The organism is Halomonas sp. FeN2, from assembly GCF_020595105.1.
Classification (GTDB): domain Bacteria; phylum Pseudomonadota; class Gammaproteobacteria; order Pseudomonadales; family Halomonadaceae; genus Vreelandella; species Vreelandella neptunia.
Window position 1 is genome coordinate 2,207,018 of sequence record NZ_CP074200.1, and the last position, 15,846, is coordinate 2,222,863.

Annotated in this window: 12 protein-coding genes and 1 pseudogene; 9 read left to right on the forward strand and 4 right to left on the reverse strand. The window is 55.9% G+C overall.

Features of this window, described 5'->3' with window-relative positions; all coding sequences use genetic code 11:
- Positions 1-4: 4 nt before the first annotated feature.
- A complete protein-coding gene (locus tag KF947_RS10055) occupies positions 5-931 on the reverse strand; it encodes a LysR family transcriptional regulator (protein WP_009286188.1) in 927 nt (308 codons plus the stop codon).
- A gap of 180 nt (positions 932-1,111) precedes the next feature.
- Here KF947_RS10055 and KF947_RS10060 point away from each other — a divergent pair, with 180 nt between their 5' ends.
- On the forward strand, positions 1,112-1,888 hold the full coding sequence (locus KF947_RS10060) for a ferredoxin--NADP reductase (RefSeq protein ID WP_133731876.1): 777 nt from the start codon (positions 1,112-1,114) through the stop codon (positions 1,886-1,888).
- 202 nt (positions 1,889-2,090) lie between these two features.
- Here KF947_RS10060 and glnK read toward each other — a convergent pair whose 3' ends face one another.
- The 3 genes from glnK to KF947_RS10075 all read right to left on the reverse strand — a co-directional run bounded on the left by glnK (position 2,091) and on the right by KF947_RS10075 (position 4,252).
- A complete protein-coding gene (glnK, locus tag KF947_RS10065) occupies positions 2,091-2,429 on the reverse strand; it encodes a P-II family nitrogen regulator (RefSeq protein WP_007112362.1) in 339 nt (112 codons plus the stop codon).
- Between the two features lie 191 nt (positions 2,430-2,620).
- Positions 2,621-3,868, reverse strand: coding sequence for an ammonium transporter (locus tag KF947_RS10070; RefSeq protein ID WP_088700196.1), 1,248 nt, complete (start codon positions 3,866-3,868; stop codon positions 2,621-2,623).
- 45 nt (positions 3,869-3,913) lie between these two features.
- A complete protein-coding gene (locus KF947_RS10075) occupies positions 3,914-4,252 on the reverse strand; it encodes a P-II family nitrogen regulator (protein WP_007112359.1) in 339 nt (112 codons plus the stop codon).
- A 356-nt stretch (positions 4,253-4,608) separates the two neighbouring features.
- On the opposite strand from KF947_RS10075, the gene KF947_RS10080 reads away from it, so the two are divergent.
- The 8 genes and pseudogenes from KF947_RS10080 to KF947_RS10115 all read left to right on the forward strand — a co-directional run bounded on the left by KF947_RS10080 (position 4,609) and on the right by KF947_RS10115 (position 15,746).
- Positions 4,609-4,977, forward strand: a complete 369-nt coding sequence (locus KF947_RS10080; RefSeq protein WP_227406156.1) for an accessory factor UbiK family protein — start codon at positions 4,609-4,611, stop codon at positions 4,975-4,977.
- Between the two features lie 135 nt (positions 4,978-5,112).
- A complete protein-coding gene (locus tag KF947_RS10085) occupies positions 5,113-7,308 on the forward strand; it encodes a TonB-dependent receptor (protein WP_227406157.1) in 2,196 nt (731 codons plus the stop codon).
- 48 nt (positions 7,309-7,356) lie between these two features.
- Complete coding sequence (locus KF947_RS10090) at positions 7,357-8,355, forward strand: helix-turn-helix transcriptional regulator (RefSeq protein ID WP_227406158.1); 999 nt, start codon at positions 7,357-7,359, stop codon at positions 8,353-8,355.
- A 157-nt stretch (positions 8,356-8,512) separates the two neighbouring features.
- Entirely contained in the window at positions 8,513-10,615 is a 2,103-nt protein-coding gene (locus KF947_RS10095; RefSeq protein WP_227406159.1) for a TonB-dependent siderophore receptor, read from the forward strand.
- A gap of 169 nt (positions 10,616-10,784) precedes the next feature.
- Positions 10,785-11,684 (forward strand): ABC transporter substrate-binding protein, encoded by a 900-nt coding sequence (locus KF947_RS10100; protein ID WP_227406160.1) that lies wholly within the window; start codon positions 10,785-10,787, stop codon positions 11,682-11,684.
- A gap of 114 nt (positions 11,685-11,798) precedes the next feature.
- Positions 11,799-12,647 (forward strand): annotated as a pseudogene (locus KF947_RS10105) (YifB family Mg chelatase-like AAA ATPase); the annotation flags it as partial.
- Positions 12,648-12,727: 80 nt separating this feature from the next.
- Positions 12,728-14,497, forward strand: coding sequence for a hypothetical protein (locus tag KF947_RS10110; protein ID WP_227406161.1), 1,770 nt, complete (start codon positions 12,728-12,730; stop codon positions 14,495-14,497).
- Positions 14,498-14,678: 181 nt separating this feature from the next.
- Entirely contained in the window at positions 14,679-15,746 is a 1,068-nt protein-coding gene (locus tag KF947_RS10115; RefSeq protein ID WP_227406162.1) for an IS1380 family transposase, read from the forward strand.
- Positions 15,747-15,846 lie beyond the last annotated feature (100 nt).

Here is a 15,846-nt window from a genome sequence, read left to right on the forward strand (position 1 = left end):
GGGACTAAGGAATCGGCGGCAGCGCAATATCGTCACTGCGCTTGGCCCCGGCCGTCATCTCACGGCACAGGCGCAGGAACTCGCGCACGCCGGTGGTGAGGTATTTATGCCGGTGCCAAATAAACGTGAACTGACGCTTTAGATCCAATTCCGGCGTAGGCAGCGGCACCAAGCTGCCGCGCCGGAAGGCATCGCGTAACGCTAGGCGCGAGACACAGCCGATCCCCAACCCCGACTCCACGGCACGCTTAATACCTTCCGTATGCTCTAGCTCCAGCAGGGTGTTAAACCGGCTGCGGCGGTGGCGGGCGGCGTGCTCCAGAGTCATACGCGTACCGGATCCCTCTTCGCGCATTATCCAGTCTTCACGCAGCAATTGCTCAAGCTCAAGGTGCTCGCGGCCTGCCAGTGGGTGCCGCGGCGAGCAAAACACGCACAGCTCATCTTCCACCCAGGGCTGGCTGATGATCATGTCATCGTCGCACTGCCCCTCGATCAAGCCTAAATCCAGCGAGTGCTGGCGCACGCCTTCGATAATATGGCGCGTATTGCGCACCGCCAAGCGTACCCGGCTGCCGGGGTGGCGTTGCATAAAGTCGCTGATCAACAGCGTGGCGAGGTAGTTACCAATGGTCAGCGTGGCCCCTACATCCAGCGAGCCAACCCCTTTCTGGCCTCGTAGAAGCTCTTCAATCTCTTCACCGCGATCCAGCAGCGCCACCGCTTTGGGCAACAGCTGAAACCCCAGCGCGTTGAGTTTTAAGCGTTTACCAATCCGATCCAGCAGTTGGCAGTCGAACTGCCGCTCAAGCTCCGCAAGCGCCGTGCTGGTCGCCGACTGAGACATGGCCAGCGCCCGCGCCGCATGGGAGACGCTCTCATGCTGAGCAACCGCCACAAAGACTTCCAACTGCCGCAGGGTGTAGTGCATAGAGACTAGCCTTTATTTGATCTATATCTATTTTTCAGATAACCGTTATCAATATAATTCGCTTAACAGATATACCACCCTTTGCTTAGACTTGCTGGCAACATATTTAATCATTTTTATTCTTTTTAAGAATATGACCGATGCGGACTAGCGCCAGCATCGACTAATGGAGAAAACGGCATGAGTAAGTTTGCTCTGGAAGAAGTGCTTAGCGTTCATCACTGGAACGATACCCTGTTCAGCTTCCGCACCACCCGCGAACGCAGCCTGCGCTTCAAAACCGGTCAGTTTGTGATGATTGGTTTGGAAGTGAACGGCAAACCGCTGATGCGTGCTTACTCCATCGCCAGCCCCAACTACGAGGATCACCTGGAGTTCTTCAGCATTAAAGTGCCCGATGGCCCGCTCACGTCACGCCTTCAGCACCTGAAAGTAGGCGATCAGATTATGGTCAGCCGCAAGCCCACCGGCACGCTGGTATGCGATGACCTACTGCCGGGCCGTAACCTCTATATGCTCTCCACCGGTACCGGCTTGGCGCCGTTTATGAGTTTGATCCAGGATCCTGAAGTGTACGAGCGCTTCGAGAAAGTCGTGCTGGTTCATGGTGTACGGGAAGTCTCTGAATTGGCCTACGCCGATTTCATCACCAAAGAGCTGCCAGCTCATGAATACCTGGGTGAAGACATCGCTGAAAAGCTGGTCTACTACCCCACCGTTACTCGGGAAGAGTTCCACACCATGGGACGCCTGACCGACCATATTCGCTCGGGCAAGCTGTTTGAAGATACCGGCCTACCGCCCATCGACCCACGTCAGGATCGCGCGATGATCTGCGGCAGCCCTGCCATGCTGGACGATACCAGCGCGCTACTTGACGAGTTGGGCCTTAATATTTCGCCGCGCATGGGCGAACCGGGCGACTACGTCATTGAGCGCGCCTTTGTTGAGAAATAAGGTTGAGAAATAAGACAAAATCGCCTTCTCCTCACAGTGTGGAATTTTCTCTGCCAGCCATGTAGCTGCTCCAGTGGGAGGTAGCTTTAGCTCGCGACCCATGAGGGTGCATGAGGCACTCTTCGCAGATGATAAAAACCCCCACCGCTCGGCTTGAGTATTTCAACCGAGCGGCGGGGGTTTTTAATGCCTAATCTGCCTATCAGACGGCATCTTTGCCCGTCTCACCAGTACGGATACGAATCACCTGCTCCAGCGGCATCACAAAGATTTTGCCGTCGCCGATTTTGCCCGTGTTCGCCACCTGGGTGATGGCATCAATCACCTGCTCGGCCATGTCGTCGTCCACGGCAACTTCCAACTTCACCTTGGGTAGGAAGTCCACCACATACTCAGCGCCACGATACAGCTCGGTATGCCCTTTCTGTCGCCCAAAGCCTTTCACTTCCGTCACCGTAATACCCTGAACGCCGATATCGGAGAGCGACTCGCGTACATCGTCGAGCTTAAACGGCTTGATAATCGCTGTGATCAATTTCATTACCATATCCTCTAACTGGGTGGCCGTGATGGGGGACGGGTTGAACGGAAGCGAATGTCGCAACCGGTAACCGCTAACCATCAGCATACACCGCTATCGGCAGAGAATAAAAAAGCCTCCCACTAAGGGGAGGCCATAAGGAGCACGCCAGCTCACTAGTTCAGCATTAAATTATTTCTTAATGCCGCTATTTACTTCTTAATTCCAAATTCGGGATAGGCTTCAAGACCGCACTCAGCGATATCCACGCCTTCATACTCTTCTTCTTCGCTAACCCGGATGCCCATGATGGCTTTCAGGATGAGCCATACCACCAGGCTTGCCAGGAAGACCCAACCGAAGATACCGGCGATACCGATGACCTGGGCACCAAACGAAGCCCCGTCGTTAGTCAACGGTACTGCCAGCACGCCCCAGATACCCACAACGCCGTGAACCGAGATCGCGCCGACCGGATCATCCAACTTCAGTTTATCGAGGGTAACGATGGCAGCTACTACGATGATGCCGCCAACTGCACCAATAATAGTGGCACCCAGCGCAGTCGGGGAGAGTGGATCAGCAGTAATGGCGACCAAACCTGCAAGTGCACCGTTCAACGCCATGGTCAGATCCGCTTTGCGGAACCACAGTTTGGCCAGGATCAAGGCGGCAATCACACCACCCGCAGCAGCAGCGTTAGTGTTTACAAATACTTGCGCCACATTGTTTGCAGAATCGACAGCCGCCAGCTTGAGCTCAGAGCCGCCGTTGAAACCGAACCAACCCATCCACAGGATGAAGGTACCCAGCGTTGCCAGCGGCATGTTGGCACCAGGAATAGCGTGGATAGAACCGTCTTTACCGTATTTGCCTTTACGTGGGCCGAGCACGATCACACCCGCTAGCGCAGCCGCCGCACCGGCAAGGTGCACAATGCCTGAACCCGCATAGTCCGAGTAGCCCACTTCAGACAACCAGCCGCCACCCCAAGTCCAGTAGCCAGACACCGGATAGATAAATGCGGTCATGACCACAGCAAAGGCCAGGAAGGCCCACAGTTTCATACGCTCAGCCACGGCACCCGACACAATCGACATGGCGGTTGCAACAAACACGACCTGGAAGAAGAAGTCGGAACGCATGGAGTAGTAAGGCGCGTCATCGCCGCCCGCTGTCACCGCATCCACACTGTTTTCAGCGCCAATCAAGAACCCCAGATTGGGCAGGAAGCCGCCAGCGCTGCTGGAGTACATGATGTAGTAGCCCACCAGCAAATACATGGTGCAGGCAATGGCGAACAGCGCGATATTCTTGGTCAGGATCTCAGCGGTGTTTTTGGAGCGTACCAAGCCCGCTTCTAACATGGAGAAGCCTGCCGCCATCCACATGACGAGCACACCGCAAATTAGAAAGTAGAACGTATCGAGCGCGTAGCTCAGATCAGTCAACTCATTCATTGTAAGTTCCCCGTTGAACTATAGAAATGATCCGAAAAAGCAGCGTTAAACGGCGTCCGCACCGCGCTCGCCTGTCCGAATCCGAATAACGTCTTCAAGCGGTGTCACAAACACCTTGCCGTCACCGATCTTGCCGCTGTTAGCCGCACTACAGATCGCATCCAATACGCTCTCTAAACGGGCGTCATCTACGGCCACTTCCACTTTTACCTTGGGTAGAAAGTCGACCACGTACTCCGCGCCACGATACAGCTCGGTATGCCCTTTCTGACGGCCAAAACCTTTAACTTCAGTGACCGTAATGCCCTGAACGCCGTTGTCGGCCAGTGCCTCACGAACGTCGTCGAGCTTAAATGGCTTGATGATAGCGGTGATGAGTTTCATCCCGGATCTCCCCTGCTGGATAAGTCCTGCTAGATTGGTAGCGGCACAGCCGCCAGAATAAGCACCTGAACCGATAATGCGCATACTGTGCCAGCTGACTTTTTTTTCTTACAAGTCAGTTGATTAGCCGCTACCAAAAGTAATCTTCAGGGCTAAATCCGAGCAAAGCCATTGTCATACCACCGCTATTGCACCAAAAAAGAGCGTAAGCAAAAGTAGCCTGCTCTATTTCGATGCACACCCTGGGTTAAGCAGTAAAAGCACGCGATACATGCGAATTCGCCAACTGTTGCGTATCCTTACCGGTAAGCACTTTTATATATGTTCATTTAGCGAGTTATTAGGAGAAAGCAGCTATGGCGCCTCAAGACCGCATCAGCCGACTGGCCCAGCAGATTGGCGACCGTTTACAAAACGCCTCCCAGGCGCCGGAAGATATTCAGAAGGGCGTGCAGCAAGTCGTGCGTGGCGCCTTTGACCGCCTGGAGCTTGTCTCACGGGAGGATTTCGACATTTTAATGGACGTACTACAGCGCACCCGTTCACGGGTAGAGGCGTTAGAGCGTCAAGTCGCTAACCTTGAAGCCGCCGTTGAGGCCTCTGCTTCAACAATGCCCACGCCAACAACGGCCACGCCATTAGAAGCAGAAGCTCCACCGGTTCCAGAGCCGCATGAGCCGGAATCAGATGCAGAAGAAGAGAAGAACAAACCCGATAACGCTTAAACTTCATTAGCAGCAATAGGTGATAGCCTATTGCTGCGCGCACCTCAAAATAAATACGAATCACTATCGTTGACTTTGTATATCGTGGTGATACTCTCCGCCTTTGATTTTCTTACTATCTGCGGATTGTTCACTATGCACGCCCCGTCATTATCAAAGCTGTCTTTTGCAAAGCTGCCTTTTACAAAGCCGTTTTCTTCGCCGTCGTTTGTTTCACTATCGAGTCTTATTGGCACAGGTCTGTTACTGAGCTTCTCCAACGGCGTTTTCGCCCAAAACACTGCCTCTGGTACTTCGTCTAGCGCCAGCGCCGACGACACCATGGTGGTCGTAGGGTCGCGTACCCCCAGCCAGATCAGCCAGATTCCGGGTGCTGTATGGGTCATTGATAAAGAGATGCTGCAACAGCAGACCCGCAATGGTGCAGACCTAAAGACAGCATTGGGGCATCTGGTGCCGGGGCTGGATCTAGCGCCTCAAGGGCGCACCAATTATGGGCAAAACATGCGTGGCCGGGGCGTGCAGGTGCTCATCGATGGTGTGTCGCTAAACAGTTCCCGGGGGCTTTCCCGACAGTTCGATGCCATTGATCCCTTCAATATTGAGCGCGTGGAGGTGCTTTCCGGCGCCAGCAGCCTGTATGGCGGCGGTGCGACGGGGGGCTTGATCAATATCATTACCCGCAAAGGCGAAGAAGGCCTGAACTGGCGTACCGAAGCTGGCATCACCTCTGGCTTCAATAACAGCGATGATATGGATCGGCGTCTGTCACAATCGATCAGCGGCGGCAATGAGCGAGTTCAAGGCTATCTGGGTACCGCCATTGGCGACAACGGGCGCCACTATGACGGCAGCGGCCAGGAAATCTTCCCCGATATCGCCCAGACCGACCTGCAGGATAATCGCAGCATTGATGTTTTGGGCAACCTCTCTTTTCGTTTGACCGATGAACAGAGCCTGGAGCTGGGCGCCCAGCTGTACCGTTCAGGCTATGAAGGTGATCGGGGTGTTTATTTTCCCAATCTCGACGCGGCCACGCCCAACTTGAACGATGCCGAAATTCGCGATGGCTACCGTTCACAGCGCGATCCGGAAACCGACCGTAAGCTCGTCAACGTCAACTATCACCACGCCAACCTGTGGGGGCAAAACTTCTACCTGCAGGCGTTTCACCGCGAGGAGGAGTCCAGCTTCCAGGCCTTTCCCTACCCAGTCGCCGACGGCCTGCAGTTTCGCGCCTCACAGCAAAACACCGATTTAAGCGGCATCAAGGCGCTGTTTGAATCGCGCCTGGGTGATGACGTTTCGCTAACCTACGGCCTCGATCTGGATCGTGAAACCTTCGATGCCAGCCAGATGCTGTTCGATACCGATATCTCGGACGCCTCCGGCGGCCTGGTTCAGCAGGCATCAGGGGTTGAACCCCGCTACCCCGGTTATCAGGTGGACGGGCTTTCAGGCTTCCTCCAGGGCGACTGGCAGGCCAGCCAAGCACTCAAGCTCTCCGCAGGGTTGCGGCAGCAGCATATGGACGTCGAAGTAGATGAATTCCAGGGGATTCCCGGCGGCAAGAATGACTACGAAGCAACGCTTTTCAATGCCAGCGCCCTCTACGACTACCGCAACGGACACCAGAACTGGCTGCAGTTTAGCCAGGGCTTCGAACTGCCAGATCCCGCTAAGTACTACGGCAAGAGCCCCGACGTCAGTGTCGATAACAACCCTTTATCTGCCATCGAGACGGATCAAGTAGAGCTAGGCTGGCGCTATCAGGGGGGCAACTGGACGGCCCAAACAGCGCTTTACTACGCCTGGTCGGACAAGGCAGTAGAGAACGCCGAGGATTTAAGCGTTAGCGTTGTGGATGAGAAGAAGCGCGACTTCGGCCTGGAAAGCGCCGTGACCCGTTACTTCGATAATGGCCTGGAGGCCGGGGGCACTCTGCACCTGGTGCGTTCCGAGCAGGAGAACGACCAAGGGGAGTGGGAGAAACGTGACGCCCGCTATGCCTCGCTCTCTTCCGCCACCGCCTTTATTGGCTGGACGGACTATGTACGTTCGGCTCGCTTGCAGGCCAACCACAACTTCGACCTGAAAGACGCTGCCGACCGGGAGATCGATGGCAATACCACCCTCGACTTATCGCTCAGCCAGGAAACCGATTTTGGTACCTTAAGCCTGGGCGTGCAGAACCTGCTGGATGATCAGTACTCCACCGTCTGGGGACAACGAGCCGCCATGTTCTATTCGCCCTACTACGGCCCAGAGTACCTCTACGACTACCAGGGCCGCGGGCGCACTTACACCCTGAACTGGTCGATGGCGTACTGAGTGCTGGTTCGCTGCTCGCTGACAACCGCTCAAGGGTGAGGTAACGGGGTGGCTACACTCGGCTCGATAACACCATCTTGCGTACCACTCACCACCCATGACCTGTTGGCTATTGGTCAGCGCTTCGGGATCGACTACCGCTTTCCCGAAGCGCCAGACCGCTCCCAGCCAGCGCCCTGTGTTGCCCGTGGGCGGGTGATGGACGTCGAGATAGACCCCACACTGCGGGTGACACACTCGGATCTTGATGTCCTGCACGCTTACGCCTCCACTTCCCGGCGTGCCGCACCGTGGTTTCTCAGCGTGATACTCGAGGGCCGTATCCAAGTCGGTCTAGGGCACCAGTCGTTTCAGTTGCAGGCTGGCGACGCTTTCAGCGCGCACTTCAACGAGCAGACTGGGCTTGAGGTTTTCCAGCCCGCGCCACAACGATTGCGCATCCTCAACGTATCGCTTCTGGCTTGCACAGAGCTGCCCTCTTTCTCGTCCATTAACTCTTCGCCTATCAATTTTGCCCCTCCGGCAACGCCCGTACTGCATACCTGGCAGGTGCCGCAGTTCCTTATTCATAGCCTGGAGGCAGCGCTGGCTTCGAACTGGCCAGTAGAGCGCCAGCGCCTGCTATGGCAGGGGCTCGCGCTCCAGTTATTAGCGCATGGGCTGCCAGCTGCCTCCCATGAATCCAGCGACGAAGGTAAAGCAGTTAGCCTGAGGTCGGGCCTAACCCAGCGGGACTACCAACGCCTAGAGCGCTTGCGTCAGCAGCTCGAACACTCCCCCAACCAGGATTATCGGCTTGAGCAGTTGGCCCGCAACGCCGCGATGAGCCCGAGCAGCCTACGCACCAAATTTCACCGCTGTTACGGCTGCTCGATATTCGACTATCTACGACGTTGTCGCCTGACCCAAGCTCAAGCGTACTTACGCAAAGGCTATAGCGTGCAGCAAACCGCTCACGCCTGTGGCTACCGCCACGCCACCAATTTTGCCACCGCCTTTAAGCGCGCTTTTGGCATTGCGCCCCACGAAGTTTTCCATCGCCATTAAAAGCCGCGGGTTGTTTTTGGGGCGCTAAGTTCCTCTGTTGGGCGTTTTTTGACAGCACCCATACGCCTTTTGTCATTGCGCATACCTTTCAATCGCCATTAAGCGCAATAATTCTCATTAACACATTGGTTAATTGATGCTTATTGCAGGTGCCTCCATGTTCATCCCCCATCACCGCTTTCTACGCTCTCCGCTTAGCGCCGCCGTTCTCTCGGCACTGGCTGTTTCTCCGCTATACGCTCAAGAAAGCACCGAGTTAGCCACCGTCACGGTGACTGCCCAGCAGGCTGCCACCAAAGTGGAAACGCCGACGATCGAAATACCCCAGAGCGTTTCCACGATTACCCGCGAACAGATGGATAACCGCGGCGTAAGTACCGTGCAGCGCGCCACCGACTACACACCCGGTGTTTACAGCAATCAGGTCGGCGCCTCCAATCGCTTCGACTACCTGGTACTGCGCGGGTTTTCTGACGGCAGCTTGAGCAATACCTTCCTGGATGGCCTGAAAGTGATGGGCGATGCCAACTCCCATAGCAGCATGCGCATCGACCCATGGTTTCTGGAAAGCATCGAAGTAGTGCGCGGGCCCGCCTCGGTGCTCTATGGCCGCGCCTCCCCTGGCGGGGTGGTCGCCCTGAACAGCAAGCAACCAGCGTTTGAACAGGGCGGTGAGCTGCGTTTTCGAGTGGGTAATAATAACCAGCGCGGCGCCGCTTTTGACTTCACCGGGCCGATTGGCGAAGAGCAGCGGGTGGCCTTTCGCCTGACCGGGATTGCCAGCGCCGCGGATACCCAGTTTGGCCCGGCGGAAGAGGAACGCTATGCCATAGCACCCAGGCTCACCTGGGATATCACCGATGACACCAGCCTCACCGTAGAAGCCTACCTACAGGATGAACCCGAAGGCGGCTACCACTCCGGCGTACCCTATGAGGGGGCCGTGGTCGCCCATAACGGGCGCAAAATCAGCAATAACTTCTTTGATGGTGAAGAGGATTTCGACACCTATGAGCGCACTCAGCGCATGTTCGGCTACGCCCTTGAGCACCGCTTCAATGACCAAGTGACTGGCCGCCAATTGATGCGCTACCTCAATTCCGACGTGGTGCTCAATCAGGTCTACGGCTTTGGCTGGGTATCACCGGAATCTGACGAACTCACCCGCTACTACTCCGGCAGCGATGAGTCGCTGGAAGCCTGGACACTCGATAACCAGCTTGAAACCACCCTCAGCAGCGGCTTTATGGATCACACACTGCTGCTCGGGGTTGATTACCAGCAGCGGGAAAACGATGTGTCATGGCCATCGGGGTATTTCCAGCCGCTCAATGCCTTTAACCCCGTCTATGGCAGCGACCCCATCGAGTTCTACGCCCCTATACGCGAACGCCATGAGATCGACCAGACAGGGGTTTACCTGCAAGACCAGATAGCCCTCGATAACTGGCGCTTTACCCTGGGTGGCCGCTACGACTGGGTCAATATCGACAATGCCAACCGCGATAGCGGTGATACCAGCTCCCTCAGCGACACCCAGTTTAGCGGCCGCGCCGGGGTGGTCTACCTGTTCGATAACGGCGTGGCGCCCTACATGAGCTACTCCACCGCGTTCACCCCCACCAGCTTCGTGGATGAGAGTGGCGATCTGCTCAAGCCCATGGAGGGCGAACAGTGGGAAACCGGCATTAAATACCAGCCTAACGGTAGCCAAAACCAATATAGTGCGGCGCTGTTTCATATCAGCCAGGAGAACGTCGCCACCAAAGAGCAGCCCACCGACCCATACCGCGCCGTAGGGGAGATCGAATCCCAAGGGCTGGAGCTGGAAGCACAAACCCAGCTAACGGATACCCTCTCGGTTCAGGCAGGCTACAGCTTCACCGACATCACTTATGCCAAAAGCGATGATGGCAACCAGGGCAACAACGCGATTTACTCCCCACGGCACCAAGTGCAGCTCTGGGGCCACTACCAGGCCAACAAGGGCTGGTTAAACGGTGTGGATATGGGGATCGGCGTGCGACACTACGCGGATATCGCCGCTGACCGAGCCAATACCGAAACAGTACCCGACTACACCCTGGTGGATGCCACCATTGGCTACGACCTCAGCCAACTCGGTGTAGATGGTGTCGAAACACGCTTAAACGTGAACAACCTATTGGATAAAGAGTACGTGGCCTCCTGCAACTCCCTGGAGTTCTGCTACTTCGGTGCCGAACGCGGCGTGACTGCCAGTGTTCACTACCGTTTCTAAACGCTCGTACTAGGCGATAGTTCAAGCCCTTATCTAAGCATTGTTAATTTATTGTAACCTGACCTGCCCAGGCCTCTGTGCCTGGGCTTTTTTCTTGGGTGTAGGTTTGCAAACAATAAATATTATCGTTTAAATACAGCCCTTATTTTCTGGATGGCCTCTCACCACCATGCGCCACACCAACCTGTTCTCTTTGCTCATGCGCGGCGGGCTATTGGCCGTTTGTATGCTGCACCTATCAACCGCCCATGCCCAGTGGGCAACGGTGGACTGGACGATTGCCGAAACATTGCTAGCGATTGATGCACCGGTTAGCAGCATTGCTCAGCAAAGTGATTACCATGCCTGGGTAGGCGAGCCCCATATACCCGACAGCGTCACCGATATGGGTCTACGTACCCAGCCCAATTTAGAACTGCTGGCCCAGGTACCGCCAGAACAGATACTTATCTCGCCCATGTTTGCCGGTTTAACGCCGCGTCTGGAGCGAATAGCCCCCGTCACGTCGTTCTCGCTCTACTCGCCCGGCACCGATACCTGGCAGGAGATGCAAACCCTGACCCGCCAGCTAGGCGAATTAACCGAGCGCCAGCCCCAAGCAGAAGAGCTAATTGAAGAAACCCAGGCCTTGATGACTAGCCTGCGCGAATCCCGCACCCTCTCACCGTCAGAAACTGCGCCGCTGCTGATGGTGCAATTTATGGATGCCCGTCACGTGCGGGTGTTTGGGGAAAACAGTTTGTACAACGCCGTTCTGGAGCAGCTCGACCTCCCCAATGCCTGGGATCAAGCCACGAATGCCTGGGGATTTGCACTGGTAGGGATTGAAGCGCTGGCGCGCTACCCCGAGGCAACGCTGATGATCATCGACCCGCTGCCCACCGGAGTCGAGGAGAAGCTTGCCAAAAGCGGCCTTTGGCAGCAGCTCCCCAGCGTCAGGCATGGCAGGATAGTACACCTGCCGCCGGTATGGAGCTTCGGCGCACTCCCCTCCGCCCAACGTTTTGCCCGGAAGCTGACGACGGCGTTGGATGCAGCGCCAGCTGTTAGCCATCAGGGCAATGAGTAGAAGAGCGTGAAGCTACCAAAGCGTTCTTAATTACGATAGGTTAAGCACTTAAGGTAATGTAGATTTCGCTTACATTCGAGTTAGAGTTTTATCTAAAAGCAGCGAGGGAAGGCAATGACGCTAGCCATTGTAGCCACGCGGGCAGGCGTAGGTTTAGATGCACCGGCGGTGCATGTTGAGGTGCATCTGGCTAACGGCTTGCCGGGTCTAACGCTGGTGGGTTTGCCGGAAACGGCGGTAAAAGAGAGCCGCGAGCGGGTGCGCAGCGCGCTAGTCAATGCAGGCTTTGATTTTCCCAACACCCGCCGTATTACCTTAAACCTCGCCCCCGCCGATCTTCCCAAAGAGGGCGGCCGTTTTGATCTGCCCATTGCCCTGGGCATCCTCGCCGCCTCTGGACAAATTCCAGTAGACGCATTGGAAGGCATGGAGTGCGCTGGTGAGCTGGCCTTGGACGGAAAGCTGCGCGCCGTGACGGGCATACTGCCCTTTGCCCTGGCCACACGGCGGGCAAAGAAAGCGTTGATTGTTCCCCGCGACTGCGCCGATGAAGCTGCCCTGGCGGGCGATCTGCCGGTACTGCCTGCCGATACTCTCTGGCAAGTCGTGGCGCACTTACTCGACCAAGAGAAGATCCCCCCGCACAAGCTCAGCACCTCGGTGAAAACCACCGCCCCAATCGATGACCTCGCCGATGTGCGCGGCCAGCAGCAGGCCCGCCGCGCCCTGGAAGTCGCGGCGGCCGGTGGCCATAACCTGTTGTTTGCCGGCCCGCCGGGCACCGGCAAAACTATGCTGGCCAGCCGTCTGCCGGGCATTCTGCCGCCGCTTTCCGAAGAGAATGCTCTGGAAGTCGCCGCCGTGCGTTCGGTTTGCGGGCTTCCGCTGGAAGCCGACTGGGGTAAACGGCCGTTTAGGCAACCCCATCATAGCGCCAGTGCCGCCGCTTTGGTGGGTGGCGGCTGTCATTTTCAACAATTGTTGCGACTAAACAATAATTGCTGCGACAATCTCTATGTTGAGTTTACATAGAGCGCGCCCTTGTGACCGTTTCTCTCAAACAATGCAGAACTTTTAGCTTCCCAGATGGCACCTTTAAAGACGAAGCTGAGCGCTTGGTCGTTTGGTGGTATGGGCCTATCTTCAAGAATAATCGCTTACGAAGCGTCCCTAAAATCCATATCTTCTTGAGAACCATCGACCATGAGAATAACTTAGGAGGCGTGGTTAGACGTGAGACAGTCTTAACGCATGTGGGGCTATTGAGAATCGGCTCCGTATGGGAAAAGGGCGTGAGTAACTCCCGTATTGCCTACGAGGAGAGAAAATTCCCCGTTTCGTTCTCTCCAGGCGGCTGGCGAATCGTCTCCCTAGACGACTTGCTCAGAGAAGGGCGCAGCCTCTATACCTCCTTTCATGATTCGAACTACTTACCCCAGAAAAGTCAGCACAAAACGTACCTGATTGACTTTGACCTCCCGGATGACAAACATCTGCTCATCCCTTGTACAGAGTTTTTTGCACGCTGTTACGGTCGCTCTTCTGAAATTAAGCGTGTCCTCGCCACTTACCGTTGGGAGGAGGTCAAAGAACGGCTTTATCGACCGCTTAATGCACCTGCATCACCGGGCACATGGCCCGTCAGATTTACTCATCGAGTTCATAGGCACGATGCGATTTTGCTCGCACACATTTTGTACGATCCCTATGCCGAGCGGGCTGCCAGAAGAATTTATTCGCAGATTGAAGCCAGCTTCACCCCAGACCAGATGCTTTTAGAGGTTACCCCTTGGTTCCAGGGGGACGGGGAGATCTCTGTTTCTGGAGTACCTATTGATGATGGCAACGCATTTCTAGGCTTGCAGATATTAGGCTGTACGCAGCCCGATGGTGCCACGATCCACCGTGAAAGAGAGAAATCAACGACAGTACCAGCCACCGATGGCGACGATACCCCCTCTCAGTTTCCCTATCATCAGCTTCAAGACATCCCCGATGTCATTGACCTCACGGATGATGACGAACCCGACCATGGTTCTTCTTGGCTAGACCTTCCTGAGGACGAATTCGTTATATTAGGTAAGCCTCGCGCCGTCTTGGATAAACGATATACCCGAAAAAACGTGCCCGATACACGAGGCGTCCCCGTTCCTGGCGACGAAACCATTTTCTCCACCGGGGAGCCACATGGATCAGGAAAAGGGGTCGGACAGGCCTCTATTCACGCTCCTATTACACTGGAGTCGCAGGGCTTTCTACGTGATATGTGGAATGCGCTTCTTTATTTACAATCGGCTTATCCCGAGACGGTTCATAGCGTCAGCTGGTTTACCTTTGAAGACGGCTTTAGCACTTCCCCCGACCCTCGGTTGATCAGCCTGGAACCTTTCGAAATAGACGACGAGGTGGAAACGTCAGTCGCTAATTGGGTTTACATTGATACTCAGACCAAGGTGCCTCGCGGGGTACTCGTCATTAGAGTGCATGTGTTAGATCAAACGCTCTATCTCATGGAGATCCAACGCCGCCCTCCTAAACCTAGAGCCGGCGGTAGTGAGGAGGCCTCCAAACCTCCCTCCTACAAAGGTTTAGTATTCACACTGAGCCCTCAAGGCAGCTTTGAACATTGGCTGCGCCAAGTGCTTTCTAACGTGCGGCACGTAGAAGGTGTCGTTCAAAAACTGGTTCGACACTGCCCAGGGTTCGCCGATACGTTCAAACACCCTAAAGCCAAAAACGAAAACGTTCCCTGCGAAGCTTCAGTGTTGAATGCCTTTAGCAAGATCGGTATCACGCGAGGAGACCTAGTGTAGTATCAAGCTGGCTCGATGGATAAAAGCAAGGTGGACACTCGTTGATATTTTAAAGCGTGTACTCCCTCTATCGATGTGTCTACCTGGTACCTGAATCCGTGAGACCGGCCCCCGGAAGCACTTCTAACCCACTGACCTGCATGGCAATATAGCCATTATCGCCATTCACCCAGACAGTGCCATGCCCAACATAAAGTTCCGCGCCAGTTGCCGCACCCTCACCAGCCACGCCGGGCTGTCCATCATCGGGCAATGCTTCGAGATCGCTGGCGTCGACAGCATCGACAGCCGCTTCCCCACCACGCTGGGCATGCGCACCAGTGACGTGATCAAGAGCTACCTGGGCCTGCTGTGTCTGGGCATGAGCGACTATGACGCTGTCGAGAACTTCCGCCGCGACAAGCCCTTCCAACAACTGCTGACCCTGCAGAAGGTGCCGAGCGCGGCGACACTGCGACAGCGGCTGGAAAAACTTGCCGCCAACGACCTGCAGGCGCGCACCCCCACCTGGTCCACGACCCTGCTGTCACTGATCGAAGCACCGATCACCGCCGAGACGACGCACGTCTGCCTGGACATCGACACCTTCGTCATGGACAACAGCAACTCGAAGAAGGAAGGCGTCTCGCGGACCTACCAGAAGGTCGATGGCTACACCCCGATCGCCGCCTATCTGGGCAACGAAGGGTGGTGCCTGGGTCTGGAACTGCGGCCTGGCAAGCAGCACACCATGAAGGAGAGCAACGCCTTCCTGGAGCGGGTACTGCCTCGCGCCCAATGCCTGACCAAGCAACCGATCCTGTTACGCGAGGACAGCGGCTTCGACAGCCAGGCGCACCTGGCGCTTCTCGAACAGCAACGCCAGGTCTTTGCCGACGAGGGGCGCCGGCTCGACTATGTCGTCAAATGGAACCCGCGTGGCTCGGCCACGGCTGATCGAGATACCTGGCTGGCGGTGGCGGCGGACTACTGGGAAGAGCTGCGTCCTGGCAAGCGCCAGGCGCTGTGGACGCAGACCGTCTCGATCCACGACGACAACAAGACCGAATACGTCGTCCAACGCGTGATGCGCCTGGTAGAGCGCACCGCCGATGGCGATGGCCAGTTGCTGCTCGAACCGGACTATGAGTTGGAAGGCTGGTGGGCCAGCCTGGACGAGGCGCCGGAGGCGGTGATCAAACGCTACCATGACCGATCACGACAAGGTCGAGATCGTCAGCATGGAAAATTCCGCTTTGGCTCGTATTGATTATTGTAGGATTCAGCGGTCTAATTGACAGTGTGCTTCTCTAAGCGGGGCAAGAGTGGGAGAAGCGACTGACCACGCCTAGTAAGCCTAAAGGCCTAAC

Excerpts from the sequence above, each read along its gene's own strand:
- KF947_RS10055 (WP_009286188.1), bottom strand. The coding sequence starts at position 931 with ATGCACTACACCCTGCGGCAGTTGGAAGTCTTTGTGGCGGTTGCTCAG.
- KF947_RS10060 (WP_133731876.1), top strand. The coding sequence starts at position 1,112 with ATGAGTAAGTTTGCTCTGGAAGAAGTGCTTAGCGTTCATCACTGGAAC.
- glnK (WP_007112362.1), bottom strand. The coding sequence starts at position 2,429 with ATGAAATTGATCACAGCGATTATCAAGCCGTTTAAGCTCGACGATGTA.
- KF947_RS10070 (WP_088700196.1), bottom strand. The coding sequence starts at position 3,868 with ATGAATGAGTTGACTGATCTGAGCTACGCGCTCGATACGTTCTACTTT.
- KF947_RS10075 (WP_007112359.1), bottom strand. The coding sequence starts at position 4,252 with ATGAAACTCATCACCGCTATCATCAAGCCATTTAAGCTCGACGACGTT.
- KF947_RS10080 (WP_227406156.1), top strand. The coding sequence starts at position 4,609 with ATGGCGCCTCAAGACCGCATCAGCCGACTGGCCCAGCAGATTGGCGAC.
- KF947_RS10085 (WP_227406157.1), top strand. The coding sequence starts at position 5,113 with ATGCACGCCCCGTCATTATCAAAGCTGTCTTTTGCAAAGCTGCCTTTT.
- KF947_RS10095 (WP_227406159.1), top strand. The coding sequence starts at position 8,513 with ATGTTCATCCCCCATCACCGCTTTCTACGCTCTCCGCTTAGCGCCGCC.
- KF947_RS10100 (WP_227406160.1), top strand. The coding sequence starts at position 10,785 with ATGCGCCACACCAACCTGTTCTCTTTGCTCATGCGCGGCGGGCTATTG.
- KF947_RS10115 (WP_227406162.1), top strand. The coding sequence starts at position 14,679 with ATGCCCAACATAAAGTTCCGCGCCAGTTGCCGCACCCTCACCAGCCAC.